Consider the following 24,033-nt stretch of genomic DNA (forward strand, 5'->3'; position numbering starts at 1 on the left):
CGGCCTCACCGAAAACGAGCTCCGAGACCGCCTCCCTGCCATCGCTGACGCCGAGGCCCGAGCCGCAGACACAGACGTCCGTGTCCGCCGCCGCTACTACGTCCCCTGCCCACAGTGCATGCGCAGCCGTTACGGGATCTCCGAAACCGTCCTGGCACACTTACCGCACTCACTGCGCCTGTGTCACCGGCACAAAGTCTGGCTTGACTCGGCACATCACTATCCGATCGGCCACTTGCCGGAGCTGATCACCGCACAGAAGAAGCACCTCCGGTTGGCCCACCGTCTTTCTGGAACCCTCGCCACGGCGACGGCTGAAGCGTCGCGGCTCATCCAGGGCTGGTTCGTCACCTGGGCCCAGCCGGAGCTGCAAAAGCGCTGGCGATCCCGGCTGGCCCAGATCCCACCGGCTCCTCGACAACCCGAGTACTCGAACCTGGTCCGCCGAAGAGTCAGGGATTATGAATTCATTGCGACCTACCCGGAGTTCGTCACGATGCTCGGCCTCATCGGGGATGAGAACTGGCGAGTCCAGCGCATCCCCGCCAGCCAGGAAGTCACTCCCGAGGCACACAAGAACGCGATCGACGCCGTGTTCGCGGAAGCAGCCCACCGGCTCGGAGTCACCACGCTTCGGCCCAGCCGGGGAGGCCGCCTCTTCAGCCCTGCCAGTCGTGCCAGCTCTTTCCACCACGATGCCTTGTTCCGCTGGGTCGACCCCCGTGGCCGGGTGCCCACAGGCTGAGCACATACACGGGGGTGCGCTCGTATTGCTGCGGCAGACGGACATATAGCGCTCCGTGAACAAGATCGAACGGGTCGAACGGTAGGAGTGCAACCGGGACGGGGCGTTGGCCTACTCGGACACGACGACCGATCCGCGAGGGCCGACACCATGAGGGGCACCCCGAGGGCAAGCCGGGCGAGACGTCTCGCCCGGCGGGTGCCGTCGACTCCTCTCCAGCCAAGACCGAGCCTGATGGGTCGGCGGGGTCGCCGCTGTTGGGTGGTCTCCCCGGCCGGGACCCGTCCGGGTTCCGGTCCGCCCTTGAGTGGGGCCAGCACCTGGAGGGCGGCCGCACCCGGGCCGGGGTTGCTCGGCTAGGGCCGATGCGTTTCCAGTTCACTCTCTGACTCGGATCTACGCAGTCAATGGGTTCTCAGACTGCAACCTTGTGTGCCAGAAATACGCACAGATTCAGTGTTGCTGCACAATGACCTGCTGTTTCGGCGCACACGGCCCTATACGGGGGTCCTAGGTAGTCTTGGCTCTATCACTTCCTCCGGCACCGGTGAAGAGGGTGCGCGGGACGAGTGGGCGGCGTTCGGCCGGAGCGCACAGTTGGGGGCATCCTCTTCGCGGGGGCACCGTCGGGGTGCCGACGGAGGGAGCAAGGCCATGACCGAGCGGGTGATGACCCACGAGGAGTCGATCGAGTACCTGCTGCGGCGCTCCCAGCGACACGACGACGTCTTCCCGATCCGCCGGGAGTTCATCCAGACCCGCATCGAAGGTCTGCTCGGGGAGCCGACCACCGGGCCGGGTCCCCTGTCCAAGCTACTGCGGGCCCCCCACGCCCTGGAGCTGCTGCTGCTGGTCTACGCCGTCACCACCGGCGGCGACTACGGCGTCACCGAGCGCTCGCAGCTCTGGGGGCGGGCGGCCGGCATCTACATGCTCCCCGACCGGAACGCGAGCGTAGCCGTCTCGCGGCAGTGGCAGCACCTGGAGAAGCTGGGCCTGATCGAGCGGCAGCAGCACGGCCATCTGAAGCGCATCGTCAAGCGCCGAGAGTGCGGACTGGTCGGGGACATCTCGCTGCCCTACACCGCTCCCACCGGCGCCAAGGGCGATGTCTACTTCCGGGTCCCCTTCGCATACTGGCGCGAGGGCTGGCACCGGAAGCTGGAGATGCCCGGCAAGGCCGTCCTGCTGGCCGCGATGAGCAGGCGGAGAGAGACCTTCACCCTCCCGCAGGACACCCGCGGCGCCAGGGCGTTGGGACTGGGCCGCCACACGATGGCGCGGGGCATCGAGGAGCTGCTGCGCCACGAGCTGCTGGTGAAGGCCGGGACCGACGAGGTGGTGAACACGCGCACCATGCGCGGCTACGAGTGGGTGCACACCTACCAGTTGGTCAAGCCGTTCAACATCAACCTGAGCAAGTCGGAGATCGAACGCTTGGAGGCCGAGCAGCTCGCGCTGCTGACTCCGGGAGTCGACGCCGACAGTCAGGCGGGCGCGTCCGCCGCGCCGAACACAGCGATGAACAAGGAGGAGGGATGACACGCGGCCCTGTGCCGCCTTGTCCGCCCGTGCCTCGGCTCCGGACGCCGCCTCGCTCAGCGAGGACGCTGACCTCCTGGTTCTGGATCAGTGATCGCGGTCACACAAGAAGCGTGCTCACGTGTCGAGGCTCCCGGTCCCGAGAAGAGGTCGAGGACCCCTGAAGGGTGAAAATCACCGCCCTTTGTAGGTGCCGTGACAGGCGCCTCGCACACACCCTGACGGACCGTCCGGGGCGGTAAATCCGCAGGTAGAAGCATATTTGACGGTCACTCACGAGCGGTGTGGTCCCCTGCACGTTTACAACGGCTCGGGAGCGACTGCGTAGGCTTCTCCTTGACCAGCAACAGCGCTGTCGGAATCACCCACCGACAGCGACCGCGCCAACGGGTTTCTGGTCGCCGCGTAGTCCGACAGCCCTCGATCACCTGGAGGCAAAAACAGAGCGGCCCCCTGCGCCAACAGGGAGCCGCCCGCGTAGTCCGACAGTCCTCGCCTGAACGAGTTGGATCTCAAGACCAGGAGAAGAACCATCAAAGACATTCCCGAGACTAAGCTCCTCGACGCCCCGGCGTCGAGCTGGATCAGCCCTCAAACGGGATATACCGCTACATCGGGTGCATTGCTTCTGGCTGCGTCAGACGCGCGGCCGTCCGCTGCTGTACGGCGGGGGGAGCAGCGATGACTCTTTTCGTGGTCGTTGCACTGACCCTCGCCGGGCTTGGGGTGTACTGCGCCTACAAGGACCCGAAGCTGGGTGCCGCGCTCCTGGTGGGCATCGCCATCCTGACGGTGCTCTGGTTGGTCGTGGAGAGGGACACCCCTTCTTCCTCACCAACGCCAAAGGACTCCTCTTCTAACCCTCGGGCTGTTTCCTCTCAGGGGGCAGTCCCGAGCGCAACCGAACCCGTACTGCCGCGCGCGCCCAGTTGAGCCGGCGACGGTAACTGAAGGACGGTCATGGTGCGCACCATGATGTACGAGCCGCACCCTGACCGCATCCCGCCAGCCTCCCTGGAGCCGGAGCTGCCGACCTCGACCCCGGGCGGATCGGTCGTCGTGTCCGAGCAGGCCAACGCCCCCTCCCGGTTCCACTCCTGCTGTTCGATCTTGTTCACGGAGCGCTACCTGTCCGTCTGCCCGCAGCAATACGAACGCACCCCCTACACAGGGAGATCGCGACAACGGGCGTCCCAGGATGATTGAAAAGGAACAGGTCAGAGCCACCGCGTCTGATCAAGTCAAACGGGACGCCTGACGCCGGAACTCGGCAACGACACCGGAGAGCAGTTTGAGTGGAACTCCCGTGCACCGCAGTGTCCCACCGGAAGTGAAAACTGCCTGGTCAGGCTCTCAATGTCTGTTTACTTCTACTCGGAACGGACACGAGGGCGATCGCCACCTTCCCGGCGCGGAGGCCCCACTGGAGGCCCGACCGACGATGAGAAGGCACGGCAGCCTCGCCCTGGCGCAAACCCGCTGGTCGTAGGTGCGGCGTGGGAGATCATCGGGCATGCGACCCGATGGCTGGTACCTCACCGAAGACGTCGACGACTTTCTCGCCCGGGCCGGAGACTTCGTGCGGTCGCGGCCCGCCCTGCATGTCACGCAGTTGACGGCGATAGAGAGGCTGCGGACCCGCGGGGCGGCGTCGTACGGCACTCAGGCGCCCCTCTTCGGGCGGCTGGAGCGGGAGGGTGAGGTCCTCGCCACCCTGCACCGGCTGCCGTCCCTCGGCCTGGGCCTCACCCCCCTCACCCCCGAGGGGGCCGACGCCCTCGCCGCACACCTGGCCGCCCTCGGGCACTCGCTCCCGTACGTCAGCGCGACCCTCGACACCGCCACCGCTTTCGCCGAGGCCTGGCAGCGGCACACCGGCGCGACGCCGTCGCTCCGCACCCGCATCCGGCTGTACCGCCTCGGCACGCTCACCCCACCGCAGCCGGTCCCACCGGGCCGGGGCCGGCCGGTGGGCGAGCGGGACCAGGAGCAACTCATGAGCTGGATACGGAGGTTCGCCACGGACGTGGGGGAAGTCGTCACCATCGACGCCGGCTCCTGGGCCGGCACCCGCTTCGCCGACAAGCGCTACACGTTCTGGGAGACCCCGGACGGCACACCCGTCTCCGTCGCGGGCGTGAACCCGACGGTGTCCGGCGTGGTCCAGGTGGACCCCGTCTACACCCCGGCCCACCTGCGCGGTCACGGCTACGCGGGTGCCGCGACGGTCGAGGTGAGCCGGGCCGCCCTGGCCGCGGGCGCCACCGACGTCGTACTGCACGCCAATCCGGCCAACCCCACCAGCAACGCCCTCTACCAGCGAATCGGGTTCGTCCCCCTCGCGGAATGCTCCGTGTATGACTTCACGACCACGACCACGACCAACTGACCTTGTCGTCGACACCGGCGCTCAACTCCTTCCCTCCCCGTCGGTGCGGAGGTTGCGCACCTGGGGCGAGAGGAGGGCCGCCGTGGTGGCCAGGGTGAGGAGGGTCGCGCAGCCGGCCAGGGTTCGGCGGGTGCCCAGGGTGGCGGCCAGGGGGCCGGCGAACAGCAGGCCGAGCGGGGCCAGCGCCAGGGAGCCGAACCAGTCGTAGGAGCTGACGCGGGACAGGAGCCGTTCCGGGATCTCCTGTTGGATCGTGGTGGCCCAGAGCACGCCGAAGAAGTCTCCGGCGACACCCGCGCCGAACATGGCCGCCGAGATCAGCCACACCGGGGCTTCGGCGCCGAGCAGGGCGATCGGCACGGCGGCCGGAAAGGTGCAGAGGACGGCCACTCGGACGGGGTGCCTCACCCGCACACGGGAGGCAAGTCCTGCTCCGGCGACGGTACCCACGGCCTGAGCCGCCACGATGACCGACCACGCCCGCGCACCGCCGAGGTGCCGCTCGGCCGTCAGCGGGCCGAGGACCCCGACGTTGGCGTTGGTCACAGCGATCACGACCGAGTACTGGGCGACCACCACCCACAGCCACTGCCGGGAGGCGAACTCCTGCCAGCCCTCCCGCAGTTCAGACCACCCCGACGCCTTCTTGCGAGGCCGCGCGGCCACCCGCAGCCGGACCGTCAGTACCGCGCTGACGACGAAGGAAGCGGCGTTGAGCGCGAGCGCCCAGCCCGCGCCCACCAGGGCCACGGTCACCCCGGACAGCGCCAGACCCAGCAGCAGTGAGCTGTTGGTGCCCACCCGCAGCAGTCCGTTGGCCCGCTGCAGGCGGTCCAACGGCACGATCAGCGGTACGAGACCGTCCAGCGCCGGGGCGAACAGGGCCGTCGCCGATCCGGCCACCACCGCCAGCAGGCACATCGCCACCAGCGGTGCGTGGCCGGTCAGCACCATGACGGCCAGTCCGGTGTACGCCCCGGCCCCCATGACGTCCGCCAGGACCATCAGCCCCGACCGGGACATCCGGTCCGCGATCACCCCGCCCGCCAGGATGAACACCAGTTGCGGCAACGCCTGGCAGGCCAGCACCAGCGACAACCGACCGGGTCCGGCCCCCGGCAGCGCGAGCACCGCGAACGCGAGCGCCACCCGCGCGAAGCCGTTTCCCAGCACGGAGAGGACCCGCGCCGAGGCGAGCAGGACGAACTGCCGGTCGCGCCAGAGCGGCGCCTCGACTGAGGAGACTGTCACGGGGAGGCACCTTACGGGGGCACGCCTTCCGAATGATCCAGAATCAGCCAGGACCGAATCGGAGAAACAATTGGGCATTGCTTCTCCGCCCGCACAGGCATTACGGTTACGCCTATGACTGCCGGGTCGGCCTTGTGCCGTGAACGAGTTGGGCACCCGGCCTCCGAGTGAGGCCGGGGCGGGGTAGATCCCCGCCCGCCAACACCGCGTACGACATCGTCGTACGACGCCTTCGTACGACGACTCCGTATGACGCGTTCGTAGACGCCCCCCGTACCACGCGTTCGTACGACGCACTCCACCCACGCGCCCTCAGCGGCACCCTCCTGTGTGCTCCGTGCGAGTTCCATGCGAGCTCCATGTGAGATTCCGCGTGCCCGCATGCATTCGTGCGTCCATTTCTCCCTCACGGGATTTCGCCTGCCCGAAAACAAAAGAAAGCAGCGAATGCCCAACCCCTTCAATCAACAGGTCATCGAAGAATTCAGGGCCAACCACGGAAAGGTCGGCGGCTTTTTCGAGGGAGCCCGGCTGCTCCTGCTCACCACCGTCGGCGCCCGCACCGGAACCCCGCACACGACTCCCGTCGGCTACTACCCCGACGGAGGTGAGCGGGTCCTCGTCATCGCCTCGGCCGGTGGCGCGCACGAGCATCCGGACTGGTACCGCAATCTGGTCGCCAACCCGAGGGTGACGGTCGAGGACGGGGTGTTCACGTACGACGCGGACGCCGTCGTGCTCGAACGCGCCGAACGGGACCGCGTGTTCGCCCGCGCGGTGGAGAGCGACCCGGGGTGGGCCGAGTACCAGGCGAAGACGGACCGGGTGATCCCCGTGGTGGCCCTGCACGAAATCGAGCCGGACGGGCCACCGAACGTGAACGCGACCTCCATGGCCGATGGCCTGAAGGTGATCCATGACGCCTTCCGGCGCGAACTCGTGCTCATCCGTGCGGAGTTCAGGAAGTCGGGCGCCGCCCTCGGCGCCCAGCTCCGCGTCAACTGCCTCACGCTCTGCCAGGGCCTGCACAACCACCACACCGGCGAGGAACTCGGCATCTTCCCGCTCCTCGCCGGCCGCCACCCCGAACTCGCGCCGGCCTTCGACCGACTGGGCCAGGAGCACGAGCGGATCGCCGAACTGCTCGGACAACTGGGCGAGGTACTCGCCGACGAGCAGGTGGAGCCCGGCCTCGCACTCGCCGAGGTGGAACGCCTCACGACCGAACTCGAAGCCCATCTGGCCTATGAGGAAGAGCAGTTGATCCCGCTCCTGACCTCCGTGGGCGACCCGGGCTGGTAGCTCACCACGGAAGCCGGCCCCCTCGGCTCACCACGGAAGCCGGTCCCCTCGGCTCACCGCGGAACCCGGCCGCCCTGCGGCTCACCACGGCAGGGGCCGCGCGTGCACCACGTCCAGCCGCGAAACCGCCCGCGTCAGCACCACGTACAGGCGGTTCGAGCCGCGCACCTCCGCCTCGGCGACGGCCGCGGGTTCGACGGCGACGACATGGTCGTACTCAAGTCCCTTGGCGAGGGTGGCGGGCAACACCGTCACCCTCGCGCCGAGTTCATCGGGTCCGGCGGTCTCGACGCCCGCGGCGCGCAGCGCCTCCCGGACGCCTGCGACCTCGGCGTCGGCGGCGATGACGCCGATCGAGCCCTCGTGCGCGAGCGCTCCGTGCACGGCGTCGACGGTCGCGGCGAGCACGTCGGACACCCGCCGCACCCGCAACTCCCCGTCGGACCGCAGCGACCGGGCGGGCGGCAGTCCCACATCCAGGCGCGCCAGCAGCTGGTTGGTGAGTTCGACGGCGGCTGCCGGAACCCGGTAGCCGATGGTCAGGGGAACGACCGTGGCATCCGGTTTGCCCAGGTGCGCCAGGAGTTCGGGCCAGCTCCTGGCCGCCCAAGGAGTCGTGCCCTGCGCGAGGTCGCCGAGCACGGTGAGGGATCCGAAGGACGCCCGTCGCGCGATCGCCCGGCACTCCATCGGCGACAGGTCCTGAGCCTCGTCGATCACCAAGTGGCCGTATCCCTCGGGGTGTTCGATGAGCCCGGCGAGTTCGTCGAGCAGTACGAGGTCGGCGGCCGACCAGCGCGCCGACTTGTGCGAGCGCGGCGGCCTCGCCCACAGGATCGCCTTCCGCTCATCCGCGTCCAGAATCCCTTCCGCCGCCGTCTCCAACGCCCCCGCGTCGGTGAGGAGTCGGGCGAGAACCTCCTCGGGACGCACCTTGGGCCACACCGCGTCGACGTACGCGCTGACGGATCTGGCCCGCGAGATCTTCCGCACCCAGGCGTTGGGCGGCGGCCCGGCGCGCCTTTCCGCCTGCGCCAGCAGGCAGCCCACGACCCGGGTCCGCACCCGTTCGCGCCCGACGGCGTACGGGGGTTCCTCGGCGCGTACGCCGTCCACGATGCGGTGGAGTTCACCGGCCGAGACCCGCCACTGGTACGAACCGTCCGGCACGGCAAGGGAGTCGACGGGCCCGCCGATCCCCCCGTACAGCGCCCGGCGGAGCACCTCGGCCATCCGCGCGTCGTGTTTGACGACGGCGGCGCGCTCGTCGTCCGCCCCCGTGACGGGATGCCGGGCGATCTCGTCCGACACGGTCGACTGCCGTACGCCGGTCTCGCCGAGCGCGGGCAGGACCTCGGAGATGTACGAGAGGAAGGTGCGGTTGGGGCCGAGGATCAGCAGACCTCCGCGGCGGATGCGCTGCGGGTGGGTGTAGAGGAGGTACGCGGCCCGGTGCAGTCCGACGGCCGTCTTGCCGGTGCCCGGGGCGCCCTGCACGCAGACCGAGGCCGCGAGATCAGCTCGTACGAGATCGTCCTGTTCGGGCTGGATGGTCGCGGCGATGTCGCGCATGGGGCCGACGCGGGGGCGCTCGATCTCGCCCGCGAGGATGCGGCTCGGCCGCTCGGGAAGCGAGTGGGAATGGGAAGGGGAAGGGGTGGGGGAAGGAGGGGAGAGGGCTTGGGTTAGGTGCTCGTCCTCCAGGCCCGTGAGGTCCGCGGACTCCCCGAGGCTCCCCGGCGCCCAGCCGAACCGGCGCCGGACGGCGACGCCCTGCGGCGCGCGGGCGCTCGCCTGGTAGAAGGCGCGCGAGACGGGGGCGCGCCAGTCGACGACCAGGGGCGGGGCGGAAGGGTGTTCGGTGATCCGCAGCCGGCCGATGTGGTAGCTCTGCCCGGCGTGCTCACCCGCGTACTCACCGGCCGCCGCACGGCCGTCCGCGGTCACGCCCTCGAAGTCCAACCGGCCGAAGAACAGCGGGCCTTCGGGCAGTTCGCGCATCTCCTTCGCGTGGCTGCGCAGGCGGTACCCGAGCACTTCGGCGTCGGCTCCGGAGGCGGAGACGTCCTCGCCGGTGACGACCTGTTCCTCGGCACCGGCGACCATCGCGGCGAGGGCCGTGCGGCAGGCGTCGTGGTAGGCGCGTTCACGGACGAGGGACTGGGCGAGGGACCGGGTGACAGCCTCGTCGAGGGCAGGGTGGGGTGACGTCATTCCGTCCAGGGTAGCGGAATAACGTGACCGAGTTACATTATTTACTCGGTAACGCCAGAGGCGTGGGGATTGTCCGGTCCCCGAAGCGCGGTGAGACCCGCGAAGCCCGCCGCCAGCCCGGCGAACGCGCGCCGGGCCGCGGCCTCGGCGTCGAGCCGCACCTCCGCCGCCCGCTCGCCCTCGGCGATCCGCCGCCAGTTCTCCAGCGCGAGGACACGCCGTACGGCGGTGATCTGGCCGGCCGCGAGCCGGGCGTCGAGGCCGCCGCCCAGGGCCTCGGCGAGAGCCGCCTCGGAACGCTCGACGTACGCGTACGCCCGTGCCGCCAGCGACGGGGTCCCGTAGAGCAGCCGGTGGAAGGCGAGCACGTTCGGGTGGTCGTTGAGCCCGGTGACGGGGTCGTTCCGGTGGAGTCCGTCCAGGAAGTGCTCCAGCAGGGCGTCGGTGACCGACTGCGCCTGCGGCCGCCCGGCGACGACCCGCGCGGCCTCCGTCTCGTGGTCGGCGAAACGGTAGAGGACCAGATCCTCCTTGGCCGGGAAGTACCGGAAGAGGGTCGGCTTGGAGATCTCGGCGGCGGCGGCCACCTCGGCCACGGACACGCTGTCGAACCCCTTCTCCAGGAAGAGCCCGATCGCGATGTCGGACACGGCCTCGTACATCCGCTGCCTCTTGCGCTCCCGGAGCCCGCTCTCAGCCATGCCACGAGCCTACGCACCGCGCCGCCGCGGGCCATCCGGGCAGTCGTACGCCATCCGCGCCGCCGCGGCCGGGCCACCGCGGCCGGACCACCGCAGGCCATCCGCGCCGCCGCACGCCATCCGGTCCGCCCTTGACCTCAAGCGCGCTTGAGGCCGAAGACTGCGCGGCAGTGACCCTGATGCCAGGAGCGAGCGATGCGAGCAGTACAGGTGAAGGCGTTCGGCGGCCCCGAGGTTCTGGTGCCGGTGGAGATCGCGGACCCGGTTCCGGGGACCGGTGAGGTGGTGATCGATGTTGCCTACGTGGACACGATCTTCGTGGAGACCCAGGTGAGGAGCGGCTGGGGCCGTGACTTCTTCCCGGTGACACCGCCGTTCGTCCCCGGGGGCGGCGTTTCGGGTGTCGTCGCCGCCCTCGGTGCGGAGGTCCCCGAGGAGTGGCTGGGCCGCCGGGTCACCGCCTTCGTGACGGGCAGCTACGCGGAGCGGGCCGTGGCGCCGGCCTCGGCCCTGACGGTCGTACCGGACCCCCTGGACCTCCGCACCGCGGCGGCCCTCGTCCACGACGGCGTCACCGCCACCGGCCTCCTCGAACTGACCGGCGTCGGCGCCACCGACCGCGTGCTCGTCCTCGGCGCCTCCGGGGGCATGGGCACGCTGCTGGTCCAGCTGGCCCACGCGTGCGGGGCCCGGGTGGTCGGGGTCGCCCGGGGCGCGGAGAAGGTCGCCCTGGTACGGGAGTTGGGGGCGGACGCGGCCGTCGACGCCACGCGTGCCGACTGGGTCTCTGCCGCCCGGGACGCGCTCGGCGGACCCGTACCGGCCGCCGACGTCGTCCTCGACGGCGTGGGCGGCCGACTCGGCGCGGCGGCCTTCCCGTTGACGGCCGACGGTGGCCGCTTCTCCGCGCACGGCGCACCGTCGGGCGGCTTCTCCCCCATCGACCCCGACGAAGCCGCCCGCCGGGGCATCGCCCTCTTCGGCATCGCCGACGTCCAGTTCGCTCCCGCCGAACTTCACCGCCTCACCACCACCGCACTCGCGGAGGCCGCCGCCGGCCGGCTGCGACCGGTGATCGGCGAGGTGTTCCCGCTGGAGCGGGCGGGCGACGCGCATGCGGCTGTGGAGGGGCGGGGGGTGGTGGGGAAGGTGGTGTTGGGGGTGTGAGGGAGTCCCCGGACCACGGCCGGCTCGCTCGGACCGCGGGCCCGCGACGCCGGCTCGGCTTCAGCGACAGGATCCAGAGGTCGTCGAGGTGCTTGTTCCAGGTGGCGACAGTCGCCTCGGCGTCGTCACCGGCTCCGCGGGACCGGATACCGAGGTCGGTGTGGCGGTGTGGCAGCCCTTGGGGTCGTGGAACCCGGAACCCACGCCGCGCGGCATGGTCCGGCCCGCCATGTTGTGGAGGCCGTGCGGCACCTGCCCCCGGTGACCGTGCGGCCGGCAGCTTCAGACGTCCGCGGAGACCTCGGCCGGCGGTCGGCCCCCATCGTCCCGTGGCAGCAGCGCACGGGCAAGGTAGGGGTTTGCCGGTGCCTTCCCCTTCTCGCGGATCCCCAGCGCGGCGGTGGCCGCGGCCAGGGTCATCGCGTAGGTGTCGACCGCCCTGCGGACATTGGGAGCCTCCAAGCTGTCACCCGTCACGAGACGGTCCAGGTCCACGTAAGCGGAGCGGACGACCTCCATCCACCGGTACACGCGCCAGTCCTCGCGCCAGCCCTGCGTGCACTCCTCCGGCAGCAGGCGGTGCCAGCGGGCGAACAGCCGGTCGCTGATCTCGCGGAGGGTCGGGGTGAGATGCATGTGGCGGACCAGGTCGTACAACGGGTCACCGACCATCGCCATCTCCCAGTCGATGAGGACCAGGCCGCCCTCCTCCCGGCGCACCAGGTTCCACGGGTTGAGATCACCGTGCAGGAGCACCGGACGACGCGGGACCAGCGTGTGGCGACCGAGGATCTCGAGCAGCCGGGAACTGCTGGGCAACCCGAGTTCGCGCGCCACCTCCATGGTGGCCTTGGGCAGTTCGTTCACCATGCGGACCAGCTCGTACTGCAACTCCCAGTAGAACTCCAGCCCGTTCATCTCGGGATCCAGCTGATCGCAGTCGACGTACGTCAGCGCGGCGAGCTGGTTCACGAGATCGTCCGCCTCGTGCGGCCGGAGTCCGCTCTCGGGGTGCTCCGGAGGGCTGAAACCGTCCAAGGGCCCCTCGTAGGAGTGGATGGTGAAAGGATCCCTCAAACCGCTGACGCCCAGGGCAAGCACCCTTGGGGCACACACACCGACCTGCGACCGCTCGATCGCCCGCAGGACGGCGTGCTCGTTGAGGAACCTGCGTTCCCGGGGATTCGCCGAGCCCACCTTCCGGCGGACCATGACCGGAAAGGGGACTCCGCGCACGCGGACGGCTGTGTTGAGATGCGCCGTCCCCTTGAAGACACGGTCGGCGGCGGCGGCTCCCTCCTGGAAAAGCGCCTCGCTCACCGCCTCCGCGGAGAACTCCGGGTGGGGCGGGACCCGGACGTCGCGGGTCCAGACGATCTGGTTGAGCGACTTCTCACTGCTCGCCTTCACGCCGTGGGACTCGTTCCACCGGAAGAGGATGCGCCCGATCTCGCTCTCCTCCGGCACCTTCTTGAGCCGCAGCGGCTCCTCGGCCGCGATCAGAGCCTGCCGCACGGCCTGTGCCGCCGCGTCCAGGTCCCGCTGCCCGAAGGAGTCACCGAGCGAGGTGGCGGCACGCATCACGTCCGGATAGACGGACTGGGCGCGCTCGAAGGCGAGGTAGTGCTTCAGATCGCGGTCGAGGCCATCGACTGCGTTGCTGCGCCGCTCGCCCATGGCCTTGCTCCATGCCTCGATCACCTCCGGCCACTGATAGTCGGGGTACTGCATCCGCACCAGGTGCGTGGCGAGGTCGTGCAGCGGGTCGCCGAAGGAGGCCAGCTCCCAGTCGACACAGATCAGGGGTGGGTCACCGTGGTAGGAGACGATCACGTTGTCCCGGTGGAGGTCCGTGTGCAGCAGGCTGAAGGGGCGCCTGATGAGCGCCGGCACCCGTTCCGCGAACTTCACCATCGCGTCCTTCGGGATGCCCAGCATCGCGAACAGGCCTCCGAACTCCGCCCAGTTGCGCTGCCGGATCTGCTCCTCCGCCGCGGACGCCAGCGCCAGCAGAAAGGCCCTGCTGTTCCTGCTGGATCGAGGCCAGGACTGCGGAAGCGGGGGCAGATGCTGTCTGCGCACCTGCGTCATGTCCGCCAGGAGGCCCGCGAGAGCGGCGATCAGGTCGGGGTCGACCGGCTTGCCGTTCGGGCAGATGCTGGAAAGCGGCACACCCTCCACATAGCTGAGGACGGTCAGGTCCGGTCCCTTGACCAGGCACCGGGGAACGTGCGGCAGCGCGCCCCGGATGCTGTCGAGGATCTCCGCCTCGTCCTGCCAGGTCCTGATGACCACAGGCAACGCCGACGGAATGGGCTCCCGTACGGTCACCGGCTGCCCGTCCTCGTCGGCCACCAGGTGCCGGTCGGCGGTGAGCGGGCGCACCATGTAGTTCAGGTTGTGGTGGCCACGGCCGAACGAACCCAACGCCTTGGCGTACCGCACGAACCGGAGATTCGCGGCGTCCGCTGCTTCTTCTGGAACAAGCGGACCAGGCATGGGCTTGCCCAAGGGTGTACTCCTGGATAAACGTGCGTCGCCACTGATGTTCATGCGTAGCGAGAGAAGTGAGCACACCTTATGCCCGCGCCCGCACGTCGGACGTGCGGACTCCCGCATTCGATACCTGAGAGAGATACCACCTGCGAGCCGCATGCCGGTCGAAGCCCGCTGGACTCCGGCCGGACTTCAGTCCCGCTCCGCGAGCAGTTCCCAGCAGGAGTCGAACCAGGCCTGCATGCTCTCCATGAACACAGATCCCGGGGAGTCCGGATCGCCTTCGTCGTTTACGTGCCGGGTCAGCGTCGATCCCAGACCGAGCACATCCTGCGCTTCGACCTCCGTGCCGTCGTCCAGCAGGATGGTGCGCTCCACTATTTCGTACGGCCCGAACAACGCCTCCGCGCCTGGGCGCAGGTACAGCTTGAAGGTGGGGGTCAGCGGCACGTGCCGGATCTCCACCTGTACGGACGGGACCAGGCCCTCCGTGTGCAGGTCTCGCAGGGCGGTGCGCAGAGAGATCGTGTGTCGGCGGGTGATGGCGCGGAGCCGGTCCTGCAACTGGCCCAGCCGTCCGGGCTCCTCCGGCGACTTCGTCCGCGGATAGGGGAGTACGAGCGACTCCGAGGGCAACAGCATGCGCAGTTCGATCCGCTCGGGCCTGACGTCCCCCAGCCGGATGAGCTCGGACTGCAACCTGATGTGGGCGTCCAAGGACTCCGACGTGAGGGTGAACACGTCCAATTGCACGACCGGTTGGGCGAAAGCACGGGCGATGAAGGTGCCCAGGGCCGCGCGCACCCGGGGCGCGTCCCGCTTCGGCGTCCCTGCGTGGGTCGGCCTCTTCACGACCCGAGAACCACTGCCCTGACGGGACTTGACCCAGCCCTCGCTGCTGAGCTCGCGCATGACGCGCTGCACCGTGTCGCGTGACACGTCGAACTCGTCGGCCAGTTCACGCTGCGGTGGAAGCTGGGATCCCAGTGGGTAGGCACCGTCCGCTATACGGGTGCGCAGCACCATCAGGACCCTCTCCCACTCGGTGCCGCCTCCGTCGCCGCGCTCTTCGCTCACATCGCGACCGTACCGCTCCCAGCCGCCGATCAAACTGCTTCCGGTCAATTGGTGGCCGGATTTGCCGGTCACCTGACCTTCAAGTCGCCTACGAGTTAGGGGATCAGGCCGAGAGGGCACACCCAACTCAAGGCAACCAGTCCAATTGGAAGGGCAGTTGGACGGTTGATGGCCGATTCAGTGAAGTGGACGGGGTGGGGACATGTTCTTCTTCCAACTAGTGGGCGCGGCGGTCGAGTACGGAACAGCCCAGTTGGTGCACTCGGAACTCGGGTTCGCCGGGCTGGTGCTGCTCACCGTGGCGCTGGTGGGGATACGGACGGGACAGCCGAGGCTGGCCGGCTGGTCGGCCTTCCTCTTCCTCCTACTCACCTTCCAGCTTCAGAGCTGACGTCGATCTCGGGCTTCAGAGCTGACATCGGTTCCCAGCTTCAGAGCTGACCCCGAAGCACCCGCAGCAACAGCTCCATCGACGGCACCACGTGCTCGGCGCCGGCCTCCCGCAGCAACCCCTCCTTCTCCTCGTTACGCGCGTAGCCGAGGAACGGAACCCCGGCATCCCGGGCGGCGAGGAAGTCCGAGGGCGTGTCGCCGATCATGAGGGCGGCCGAGGGGGCGGCGCCCAGGGCGTTCAGGGCCCGGTTGAGGCAGTGCGGATGCGGCTTGAGGTGGTCCAGGTTGCGGGTGCGGCCGTAGACGTGGGAGGCGAAGCATTCGGAGAGACCTCGGCCGTTCAGGTAACTGGTGACCACCCGGGGCGAGTTGTTGGTCGCCACCGCGAGGCGTACGCCGACGGCGCTCCATGTCCGTATCAGGGGATCCGCGTACGCGGTCGGCCACGCGGAGGGCACCGCCTTGAGCTCGTGCTGGGTGAGCAGTTCCTCTAGTTCGGCCACCAGGTCGCTGTGCGGATGCCGCATGTTGACCACGCGCAGCACGACATGCGGATCGGGATGGACCCGTTCCTCCTCGCTCAGCAACCCCCGCAGCCCCTGACCCTCCAACCAGTCCACCAGGTTTCTCGCCACGTCCTCCGCCGAGTGCCCCGCGAAGAGCCGGCAGATCGGCCCGTCGAAGTCGAAGAGCACGAAGCGGGCGCGTTCGATCACTTCCCGAAGGTTCTCTGTCTCTGTCGCCACCGGTTCAGTCTGCGCTGCATCAGGAGTCACTAGGAGAGTGTCAGGTCCGTGGTGATGGTTTCCCAGAGGGCGTCGAACCACTTCTGGGATTCCTCCACGAAGGAGGCGTCGCGGTGGCCGGCCTGTTTCTCGAAGGAGAAGAGGAGGGAGGCGGAGCCGAGGGTGTCGTACATGTCGAGGACTCCGCCGGCGTCGACCTGCTCCTCGCGTCTGGTGATCATGTAGTACGCGATCAGCGCCTCCGACCCGTTGAGCAGGTACAGCTTCACCGGTGGGGTGAACGGCAGCGCGCGGAAGGTCACCTTCACGTCGATGCCGTGCGAGCGGCGCAGGGTCTGGAGGTTGTGGCGCAGCACGTGCCCCTGGGCGTTGCGCTGGTCGAGCCAGCGCTTGTGGACCGGGTCCCCCTCGCTGCGGCCTTCCACCGGGACAGGGAACGCCAGGGTGATGTCCCGGGAGGGCAGCAGGATGCGGACGTCGATCGACTCCGGCCGGATCCTGCCCTCGTGGATCAGGCGCACCGGCTCGCCGAGGGCCAGCATCAGGGTCTCGGCGGTGAGGCAGGCCGCGTCCACCCGGACGTGCGGGGCCGCGAACGCCTCGGCGAGGCGGGGCGCGAGACCCACCATCGTCGGCTGGGGTTCGTCACGCGCGGATGACACGTCCGCGATCCGCGGCGGACTGCCCCGCCCGGTGTTGCTCAGAAGACCGTCGCTCTGGAGTGAGCTGAGGGCCTGGCGGACGGTGCCGCGCTCGACGCCGAACTCCTCCGCCAGTTCCGCCTGGGTGGGCAGGCGGTCGCCCGCCTTGAGGTCCCCGGCACGGATCCGGTCCCGCAGGGCGTCGGCGATCTCCTGGGACGAGAGTTTTCTGCCGCCGTTCACTGCCACGTTCTCCTGGGTCACGACCAAACGCTACAACTCGCATCCATCTATGGGGAGTTGTTTGAAAGTTGTTTATGAGTACCAGCCAAGTGGGGACAACTTAAGCATAGTTGGTTGCCAACTAGCTCAAGTTGGCGGAAGTTTTGCTTCCCCCTTTCCGATCGCCCCTCAGGAGTCACCAGGAGGAACCACCATGCCCCTCATCGCCCTCGTGTCCGCCGTCTTCGTCATCGGCTTCGAGCAGCTCGTCCAATGGCACTACGGCCCGGCGGGCATCGTCGGACTGTTGCTGCTCACCATCGGGATCAAGGCCAAGAACCCCATGTGCAGCTCGATCGGGGCGGTCGTCCTGGCCCTGATGGTCGCGGGCCCCGCCCTCTGACCCGCGGGCGTCCGATGCGTCCGCCAGACCGGGTACGGCCCCGCCCAGGAGGCCTCAGCTCGTGAGCAGCAGCTCCGAGCTGATGGTCTCCCACAGCGCGTTGAACCACAGGTGGGACTGCTCGACGAACGTCGTGTCCCGCATCCCGGCCCCCTGTACGAAGGGGAACAGCATGGACTGGGTGCCCTGGACGTCGTACATCTCCAGGTTCACGTGGTCGATCTCCTCCTCGCGCCTGGCGAGGGTGTAGTACGCGAAGAGCGCCTCGGTCCCGTTGAGCAGATACAGCTTCACGGGCGGCGTGAAGGGGAGCGCGCGGAAGGTGACGTTGACCTCGATGCCGTGCGTGGCGCGCAGCGCGAGCAGGTTGTGCCGCAGGACCTGGCCCTGTGCGTTGCGGTTGGCCAGCCAGTTGCGCTGGAGCCGGTCGTCGCCGAACCCGCCGCCGGCCGAGGTGTCCACCGGGGCCGGGAAGGCGAGCGGGATGTCTCCGCTGGGAAGCAGCACGCGGACGTCGATCCTGGCCGGTTTTATGCGCTCGGCGTGGATCTGCCGGAGCGGCTCGCCCACCGCGAGCGTGAGCGAGATCGACGTCAGGCACAGCGCGTCGATCTCCACGTGCGGGGCCGCGAACGCTTCCGTTATCCGCGCGCCGAGCGCCACCGTCGTGGGCCGCGGCGCCGCTTCGGGCCCGGTCAGAGCCATTCCCAGGTCGTCCGCGACGGTCGCCGGGCTCCCTTTGGACACGTTGACGAGCAGCCGCTCGGACTGGAGGATGCGCAGCGCCTGCCGGACCGCCCCGCGCTCGACGCCGAACTCGTCCGCCAGCTTGGCCTGCGTGGGCATGCGCTGGCCGGCCCGCAGCTGACCGGACCTGATCCGGCTGCGCAGCTCGTCGGCCACCTCACGATGCGATGCCAGTTGGCGTGGTGACCTGCTCCGCCCGTCGGCCGCGGCATCTTCCGGGTCCACGACCAAACCCTACAACTTCCCGCCATCTTTGGGCAGTTACCGAGCAGGTGGTTATGAGTCGACCCAACGCGGAGATAACTAGCAATGAGTTGGTCACCAACTTGAGCAACATGGTCAAACTTTCGGGGGGTTGGCCGCCAGGGTCACATGTGACGACCGGGTGGACGGTTCCCAGCGGATACCAGTGGATATCAGCGGATACCAGCCGATACCAGCCGATACCAGCGGAGGTTCGCCTCCCTGTCCCTCAGGAGGGACCGTCATGCCGTTCGTCGCCCTCGTCGTCGCCGCCCTCGCCATCGGATTCGAGCAGCTCGTCCAGTGGAAGTACGGGCCGATGGGCATCATCGCGTTCGTCGCGCTGACCATCGGCATCAAGGCCAGGAACACCATGCTCAGCGGCATCGGAGCTGTGCTCATCGTGATGCTGCTCGCCCAGTCCGGCTGATCGGGCGCCACCGCCTGGACAGTCCGGCCGACCGGGCTCCCCTCCGGAGGGGAGCCGGGAGCCCGATCGGCCAGCACCACCCACAACCACAACTGAACAGCTACAGCTACGGATCACCGGCCGCCACCCGCACGGAAGGAGCACGACCGCACCCGATCAGAAGATGTCCGGGCACCAAGGCCGCCTGGACGTGCGCAGCAGGGCGTCGGCCACGGAGCCGGCGCCCGCTCGTTCTTCCCGGACGAGACCCAGCGCCGCCAGCCGCACCGCCGACTCGTCCCCCAGCCAGAGCCGCCCCAACTCCCCGACTCCCAAGGTGAGTTCCGCGTCCAGAGTGGTCGGCGCACAGGACGCCCCGTCCGGCCCCGCCTCCAGCCGGTAGCGCCCGGAGGACAGCCCGTCCCGGTCCGTCACCTCCAGCACCAGCGTCCCCGTACCCGCGTACGTACGCGCCTCCAGAGCCCGTACGACGTCCAGGATCCGCACCCACAGCCAGTCCGCCTGGGTGGTCACGCGGGCGGCGCGGGGATCGGGCAGCAGGTGCGGCAGCAGGTCGTCGGGGGCCCGCCAGCCCGTCTTGACCTTGGTGATCCAGTCGATGGAGCACAGGTAGTGCCACAGGGCGCGCTCGGCCGTCGGCGTCACGGCGATCAGCCAGTTCACGTCCGCCGTGTTGTGCGGCCGCTTGTCGTCCCACCTGTCGTCCGACTCGTAGGAGACCATGCCCTCGACCTCACCGGACGCCGAGCGGTACACCGCGTAGTACGGCTCGGTCCAGGAACCCGAAGTCACCTCCGGCACACCGGTGTTGATCCGCCACCAGCGCTCGTCGCGGCTCACCGCGCCCGGCCGGCCGCGCCGCAGCCTCTCGTGCAGTTCGGGGCCGATCTTGCGGACGTCCTCGCCGTCGACGAGGTCGACACGGCCGCCGTCGGCGGGGCCCGACCAGCGGGGGTCAAGGCCCGTCCTGGGTACGTCGACGATCCACTCGGCGGTGGAGGTGGCGGGCCCGAATCCGTACCGGCCGTAGATCGGGTACTCGGCGGCGATCAGCGTCGCCACCACGTCTCCCCGTTCCTTCGCCGCGGCGAGGTCCCTGGCCATCATGCGGCTGAGGATGCCCCGGCGGCGGTGCGTGGGCGTGACGGTGACGTTCGAGATCGCGTCCGCCGGGACGAGGGCGCCGCCCACCGCGGTGAGCTCCTGCGGGAACGACCGGAAGGTCCCGACGCAGCGGCCGTCGTCGAACGCGGCGAGGGTACGGTCCGGGTCGATGTACGTACGCCGGTCCGCGATCTCCTGCTCCGATGCGGTGGGCGGGCGCAGGAAACCGGTGTTCAGGGCGCGGATCCACTCCGGGATCTCGTCCTTGGTGATCGCTCGTACGTCGATGAAGCGGGTGGAGTCGCTTGAACGGGCGGAGCCGGTGGAATCGCTGGAGTCGGTGAGGGCGCGGTCGGTCATGGGGCCACGCTAGGTGTACGGCGGCGGGGGTGTCGCGGGGGTTTTTCTCGCCCCCTCCGCCCCTGCCCGTCCCGTATCCGGGGGCTGCGCCCCCAGACCCCCCTGTCGCGCTTCGCGCTCGTCCTCAAACGCCGGACGGGCTGAAAGACAGGAGGACTCCTCACACGAGAAGGTCGTCCACCTGCGCCTCGCCCTCGCGGTACCTGCGGGCGATCTCCGCGCTGCAGTCGTCGGCCGTGCGCTGGAGCTGCTGGCGCCGCAGGGAGACCTGCCGTTCGTACCGTACGAGGCGGCCCATCCCCGCGCCGAGCTCCTCGTCCGTGCGGGCGCCGAGGTCCGACAGCTCGACCTCGGAGAGCATGTCGGAGGCCAGCCGCCGGTACTCCTCGCCGTACGGCGTGCCCACCGTCACATGGCGGGCCGAGGAACGGTGCCGGGCGGGGGCGTCCGTGAGGATCTCCGAGAGCCGCTCGACGACCGACGGCTCCCCGGAACCGACGACCAGCGGCTGCCCGGCCCCGGGTGTCCGCAGCCCGCCGCGGCGCGCCAGCTCGGCCCGCAGGATGTCGATGCGCCCCTGGAGCAGCCGCCGCACATAGCTGAGGTCGGCCTCGTCGCGCTGGGCGTCCCGGCGCAGTACCCGCAGCTCGGGCAGCCGCAGCACGGGCAGGTCGGGTCGCGGATCCTCCGCCGTGGGCGGGCAGCTGTCGGTGCGCTGCACCGGCGGTCGCGCCGCCATCCCCGACGCCACGCCGGTCACCCCGGTCACACCAGTCCCTCCGGTCGCTTCCGTCCGTCCCGCCCGTGGGCTCGTACGGGTCAGTGACACGGCCTCGGGCGGCTGCCCCGTACTCGGTGTGCTCATGTGCCTCTACCGTCCCCTCGACCGGCGCGGTGCGTCCCACGCGTGCGCCATGAATGCGCCCCTGAACGCACCGCAACACCCGCATGGTGCCACTCCGAGTGGTCGCTATGTGACCGAGTGCCCCCGATCGGCCCCGGATGGGGGTTTGGCGAACCCGGAAATCACACGAAGGGCCCGCACCGGGCCGCCGTACGCGCGCACGGCATGATGGTCCGTATGCGTGCGGTGGTGCAGAGAGTGGACGGCGCGAGCGTCGTCGTCGAGGGTGAGACGGTCGGCGAGATCAGCGGCGAGGGCCTGTGCGTCCTGGTCGGGGTCACGCACGAGGACACCAAGGAGAAGGCGGCCCAACTCGCCCGCAAACTCTGGTCGGTTCGCATGCTGAGTGAGGAGCGGTCCTGCTCGGACATCGACGCGCCGCTGCTGGTGATCAGCCAGTTCACGCTGTACGGCGACGCCCGCAAGGGCCGCCGCCCCACCTGGAACGCGGCCGCTCCCGGCGACCTCGCCGAGCCCCTGGTCGACAAGGTGGTCGCCCAACTCCGCGCCCTGGGCGCGACGGTGGCGACGGGCCGGTTCGGCGCGCAGATGCGTGTCTCGCTGACGAACGACGGCCCGTTCACGGTCCTGCTGGAGATGTAGCCGCGGCCTACGGCTCTTGCTGGAGATGTAGCCGCGGCCCACGGCTCCTGCTGGAGACGCAGCCGCGATTACGGCTCGACCACGACCTCCTGCGCCGCCGCCGTCGTGTCGGCGAGCAGCGGCGCGTCCAGCGGCACGTTCCGCTTCACCACGGCCAGCGCGATCGGGCCCAGCTCGTGGTGGCGTACGGCGGTGGTGATGACGCCGATCTTCCGCCCGTCGGGACCCTCGTCGGCGCGGCGCAACTCCGTGCCGGGCGGCGGAAGATGGACCTCGCTGCCGTCGAGGTGGAGGAAGACGAGCCGGCGCGGGGGCTTGCCCAGGTTCTGCACGCGGGCGACGGTCTCCTGCCCGCGGTAGCAGCCCTTCTGGAGATGCACCGCGCTGTCGATCCAGCCCAGCTCGTGCGGGATGGTGCGGTGGTCGGTCTCGAACCCGAGGCGCGGCCGGTGGTTCTCGACGCGCAGGGCCTCGTACGCGAGGAGCCCGACCGCGGGGCCGCTCCTGTCCGCGAAGGACTCCAGTTCCGTACGCGGCAGGAAGAGGTCGCGCCCGTACGGGGTCTCGCGGACGACGGCTCCCTCGGGGACCTCCGCGATGGAACCGGCCGGCAGGTGCACGACCGCGAACTCCCCGGTCCGGTCGGCGACTTCGACGCGGTAGAAGAACTTCATGGACTCCAGGTACGCGATCAGCGCGTCCTGGCTGCCGGGCTCGACGTGGGCCCAGGTGGTGGTGCCGTCGTCGACGAGGTACAGCGCGTGCTCGATGTGGCCGTGCGCGGAGAGGATCAGCGCTTCCGTCGCGGTGCCCGCCGGGAGGTCCGTCACATGCTGGGTGAGCAGCAGATGCAGCCAGGCGAGCCGGTCGTCCCCGGTGACGGAGACGACGCCGCGGTGCGAGAGGTCCACGAAGCCGGTGCCGTCGGCGAGGGCACGCTGTTCGCGGAACAGGTCTCCGTAGTGGGCTGCGACACCTTCGTCCACACCCTCGGCGGAGACGGCGCCGGTCAGGGACAGCAGAGGGCTCTTCATATGCCTAGCCTACGACTCGGTAATTGAATTCTTGAGCGAGCAGTCCTCGCAGAGGCCGAAGATGGCGAAGTGCTTCATGTCGGTCTCGAAGCCGAACGTCGCGCGGAGCTTCGCGGTGAACTCGGCGGCGACCGACGTGTCGGCCTCGATGACGTTCTTGCACTCCCGGCACACCAGGTGGATGTGGTGGTGCCGGTCGGCCAGGTGGTACGTCGGGGCGCCGTGCCCGAGGTGGGCGTGGCTGACCAGACTGAGCTCCTCGAGGAGCTCCAGCGTCCGGTAAACCGTCGAGATGTTCACACCCGACGCCGTTTTGCGTACTTCGATCAGGATGTCGTCCGGCGTGGCGTGCTCCAGCGTGTCCACCGCTTCGAGCACGAGTTGCCGCTGCGGGGTCAGCCGGTAACCGCGCTGCCGCAGATCGCTCTTCCAGTCGGTGCTTACCACGCCGCCCAGTGTAGGCCGCCGTCGGCGAAGCCGGATCTTCCGCGAAAGGTTCCGGCCGGGACCGTGTGGAGCCGGTCCCGGGCGGGCGCCTACTTGAAGAACGTGATCCCGTCGTCAGGCATGTCGTCCGGGAGGGCCTTGGCCCAGCGCTCGACTTCCTCGGGGGTGACGACCTTCTTCAGGTGCGCGGACATGTAGGGACGCAGCTCGACCTCGGGGGTCTGCTTCTCGCCGACCCACATGAGGTCGCTCTTCACGTAGCCGTACAGCCGCTTGCCACCGGTGTACGGGCCCGACGCGGCGGTGCGCGCCACGGCGTCCGTGACCAGGTCGATCTGCGGCTGCTTGGCGGCCAGGTCGCCGTACCAGATCTCCACGACGCCGTCGTCGCGGGTCATGACGACCTCGACCTTGCGGTTGGCGTCGATGCGCCAGAAGCCGGACTCGGTCTCCAGGGGACGGACCTTGTTGCCGTCGGCGTCGAGCACCCAGGTGTGCGAGTGGTACTCCAGGAAGTCCCGCCCGTCATGGGTGAAGGTGACCTCCTGCCCGAAGTTGCACTTCTCGGAGCCGGGGAAGTCGTGGACACCCGCGCCCGCCCAGGTGCCGAGCAGGAACGTCAGCGGGAGCAGGTCCTTGTGCAGGTCGGACGGGATCTCGATCATGAGCAGCTTTTCTTCGTGGTGGTCAGCGCTGGCCCTGGTACAGCTTCTTCACGGTCAGCCCGGCGAAGGCGAGAACGCCTACACAGACCAGGACCAGCAGGGCTTCGAAGAATGCCTCAAGCACGGGGTGCTCCTCGGGTGACACGGTGAAGGCGGTACAGGGCCGGGCCCCACTCTAGTCGGGTGGGGCCCGGCGTTCTCTGCGAG

General features: G+C 69.3%; 23 protein-coding genes. 9 read left to right on the forward strand and 14 right to left on the reverse strand.

Going from position 1 to position 24,033, the window contains the following annotated elements; genetic code table 11:
• The first annotated feature begins 235 nt into the window (after positions 1 to 235).
• Positions 236 to 745, forward strand: coding sequence for a hypothetical protein (locus ACIP79_RS33795; RefSeq protein WP_401229522.1), 510 nt, complete (start codon positions 236 to 238; stop codon positions 743 to 745).
• A gap of 654 nt (positions 746 to 1,399) precedes the next feature.
• Positions 1,400 to 2,287 (forward strand): hypothetical protein, encoded by an 888-nt coding sequence (locus tag ACIP79_RS33800; RefSeq protein ID WP_401229525.1) that lies wholly within the window; start codon positions 1,400 to 1,402, stop codon positions 2,285 to 2,287.
• Positions 2,288 to 3,165: 878 nt separating this feature from the next.
• Here the strand turns inward: ACIP79_RS33800 and ACIP79_RS33805 are convergent.
• Positions 3,166 to 3,405 (reverse strand): hypothetical protein, encoded by a 240-nt coding sequence (locus tag ACIP79_RS33805; protein ID WP_401229528.1) that lies wholly within the window; start codon positions 3,403 to 3,405, stop codon positions 3,166 to 3,168.
• Between the two features lie 395 nt (positions 3,406 to 3,800).
• Between ACIP79_RS33805 and ACIP79_RS33810 the strand changes: the two genes are divergently transcribed.
• Positions 3,801 to 4,676 (forward strand): GNAT family N-acetyltransferase, encoded by an 876-nt coding sequence (locus tag ACIP79_RS33810; RefSeq protein ID WP_401229530.1) that lies wholly within the window; start codon positions 3,801 to 3,803, stop codon positions 4,674 to 4,676.
• A gap of 21 nt (positions 4,677 to 4,697) precedes the next feature.
• Here the strand turns inward: ACIP79_RS33810 and ACIP79_RS33815 are convergent, their stop codons facing one another.
• A complete protein-coding gene (locus tag ACIP79_RS33815) occupies positions 4,698 to 5,927 on the reverse strand; it encodes an MFS transporter (RefSeq protein ID WP_401229533.1) in 1,230 nt (409 codons plus the stop codon).
• Positions 5,928 to 6,374: 447 nt separating this feature from the next.
• Here ACIP79_RS33815 and ACIP79_RS33820 point away from each other — a divergent pair, with 447 nt between their 5' ends.
• Entirely contained in the window at positions 6,375 to 7,229 is an 855-nt protein-coding gene (locus ACIP79_RS33820; protein ID WP_401229536.1) for a nitroreductase/quinone reductase family protein, read from the forward strand.
• Positions 7,230 to 7,310: 81 nt separating this feature from the next.
• On the opposite strand, the gene ACIP79_RS33825 is transcribed toward ACIP79_RS33820, so the two are convergent.
• Positions 7,311 to 9,443 (reverse strand): HelD family protein, encoded by a 2,133-nt coding sequence (locus tag ACIP79_RS33825; RefSeq protein ID WP_401229539.1) that lies wholly within the window; start codon positions 9,441 to 9,443, stop codon positions 7,311 to 7,313.
• 41 nt (positions 9,444 to 9,484) lie between these two features.
• Complete coding sequence (locus tag ACIP79_RS33830) at positions 9,485 to 10,144, reverse strand: TetR family transcriptional regulator (RefSeq protein ID WP_401229542.1); 660 nt, start codon at positions 10,142 to 10,144, stop codon at positions 9,485 to 9,487.
• 195 nt (positions 10,145 to 10,339) lie between these two features.
• Between ACIP79_RS33830 and ACIP79_RS33835 the strand changes: the two genes are divergently transcribed.
• Entirely contained in the window at positions 10,340 to 11,311 is a 972-nt protein-coding gene (locus tag ACIP79_RS33835; protein ID WP_401229545.1) for a zinc-binding dehydrogenase, read from the forward strand.
• Between the two features lie 282 nt (positions 11,312 to 11,593).
• Here ACIP79_RS33835 and ACIP79_RS33840 read toward each other — a convergent pair whose 3' ends face one another.
• The gene (locus ACIP79_RS33840; protein WP_401229711.1) at positions 11,594 to 13,810 is read right to left on the reverse strand and encodes a phosphotransferase; all 2,217 of its coding nucleotides are present in this window, start codon (positions 13,808 to 13,810) and stop codon (positions 11,594 to 11,596) included.
• Positions 13,811 to 13,999: 189 nt separating this feature from the next.
• A complete protein-coding gene (locus ACIP79_RS33845) occupies positions 14,000 to 14,884 on the reverse strand; it encodes a GntR family transcriptional regulator (protein ID WP_401229548.1) in 885 nt (294 codons plus the stop codon).
• Between the two features lie 202 nt (positions 14,885 to 15,086).
• On the opposite strand from ACIP79_RS33845, the gene ACIP79_RS33850 reads away from it, so the two are divergent.
• The gene (locus tag ACIP79_RS33850; RefSeq protein WP_401229549.1) at positions 15,087 to 15,275 is read left to right on the forward strand and encodes a hypothetical protein; all 189 of its coding nucleotides are present in this window, start codon (positions 15,087 to 15,089) and stop codon (positions 15,273 to 15,275) included.
• Positions 15,276 to 15,315: 40 nt separating this feature from the next.
• Here ACIP79_RS33850 and ACIP79_RS33855 read toward each other — a convergent pair whose 3' ends face one another.
• The gene (locus ACIP79_RS33855; protein ID WP_401229551.1) at positions 15,316 to 16,053 is read right to left on the reverse strand and encodes an HAD family hydrolase; all 738 of its coding nucleotides are present in this window, start codon (positions 16,051 to 16,053) and stop codon (positions 15,316 to 15,318) included.
• On the reverse strand, positions 16,053 to 16,934 hold the full coding sequence (locus ACIP79_RS33860; protein WP_383680665.1) for a GntR family transcriptional regulator: 882 nt from the start codon (positions 16,932 to 16,934) through the stop codon (positions 16,053 to 16,055). Before ACIP79_RS33860 ends, ACIP79_RS33855 begins: the two co-directional genes overlap by 1 nt.
• A gap of 166 nt (positions 16,935 to 17,100) precedes the next feature.
• Here ACIP79_RS33860 and ACIP79_RS33865 point away from each other — a divergent pair, with 166 nt between their 5' ends.
• A complete protein-coding gene (locus tag ACIP79_RS33865) occupies positions 17,101 to 17,289 on the forward strand; it encodes a hypothetical protein (protein ID WP_383680667.1) in 189 nt (62 codons plus the stop codon).
• A gap of 54 nt (positions 17,290 to 17,343) precedes the next feature.
• Here the strand turns inward: ACIP79_RS33865 and ACIP79_RS33870 are convergent, their stop codons facing one another.
• Positions 17,344 to 18,267: a winged helix-turn-helix domain-containing protein gene (locus ACIP79_RS33870; RefSeq protein ID WP_383680669.1), complete on the reverse strand. Its 924-nt coding sequence runs from the start codon at positions 18,265 to 18,267 to the stop codon at positions 17,344 to 17,346.
• Between the two features lie 256 nt (positions 18,268 to 18,523).
• Here ACIP79_RS33870 and ACIP79_RS33875 point away from each other — a divergent pair, with 256 nt between their 5' ends.
• A complete protein-coding gene (locus tag ACIP79_RS33875) occupies positions 18,524 to 18,709 on the forward strand; it encodes a hypothetical protein (RefSeq protein ID WP_383680671.1) in 186 nt (61 codons plus the stop codon).
• A 156-nt stretch (positions 18,710 to 18,865) separates the two neighbouring features.
• Here the strand turns inward: ACIP79_RS33875 and ACIP79_RS33880 are convergent, their stop codons facing one another.
• Positions 18,866 to 20,173 (reverse strand): GNAT family N-acetyltransferase, encoded by a 1,308-nt coding sequence (locus ACIP79_RS33880; protein ID WP_401229557.1) that lies wholly within the window; start codon positions 20,171 to 20,173, stop codon positions 18,866 to 18,868.
• Positions 20,174 to 20,333: 160 nt separating this feature from the next.
• Positions 20,334 to 21,038, reverse strand: a complete 705-nt coding sequence (locus ACIP79_RS33885; RefSeq protein WP_401229560.1) for an AmfC protein — start codon at positions 21,036 to 21,038, stop codon at positions 20,334 to 20,336.
• A gap of 216 nt (positions 21,039 to 21,254) precedes the next feature.
• On the opposite strand from ACIP79_RS33885, the gene dtd reads away from it, so the two are divergent.
• Positions 21,255 to 21,680 (forward strand): D-aminoacyl-tRNA deacylase, encoded by a 426-nt coding sequence (dtd, locus tag ACIP79_RS33890; RefSeq protein WP_401229563.1) that lies wholly within the window; start codon positions 21,255 to 21,257, stop codon positions 21,678 to 21,680.
• Positions 21,681 to 21,748: 68 nt separating this feature from the next.
• On the opposite strand, the gene ACIP79_RS33895 is transcribed toward dtd, so the two are convergent.
• From ACIP79_RS33895 to ACIP79_RS33905, 3 genes are all read right to left on the reverse strand, one after another.
• Complete coding sequence (locus ACIP79_RS33895; protein ID WP_401229566.1) at positions 21,749 to 22,714, reverse strand: YgfZ/GcvT domain-containing protein; 966 nt, start codon at positions 22,712 to 22,714, stop codon at positions 21,749 to 21,751.
• A gap of 9 nt (positions 22,715 to 22,723) precedes the next feature.
• Positions 22,724 to 23,161, reverse strand: a complete 438-nt coding sequence (locus ACIP79_RS33900; protein ID WP_383683626.1) for a Fur family transcriptional regulator — start codon at positions 23,159 to 23,161, stop codon at positions 22,724 to 22,726.
• 89 nt (positions 23,162 to 23,250) lie between these two features.
• On the reverse strand, positions 23,251 to 23,826 hold the full coding sequence (locus ACIP79_RS33905; RefSeq protein WP_383683628.1) for an FABP family protein: 576 nt from the start codon (positions 23,824 to 23,826) through the stop codon (positions 23,251 to 23,253).
• Positions 23,827 to 24,033: the final 207 nt, after the last annotated feature.

The organism is Streptomyces sp. NPDC088747, from assembly GCF_044751025.1.
GTDB lineage: Bacteria > Actinomycetota > Actinomycetes > Streptomycetales > Streptomycetaceae > Streptomyces.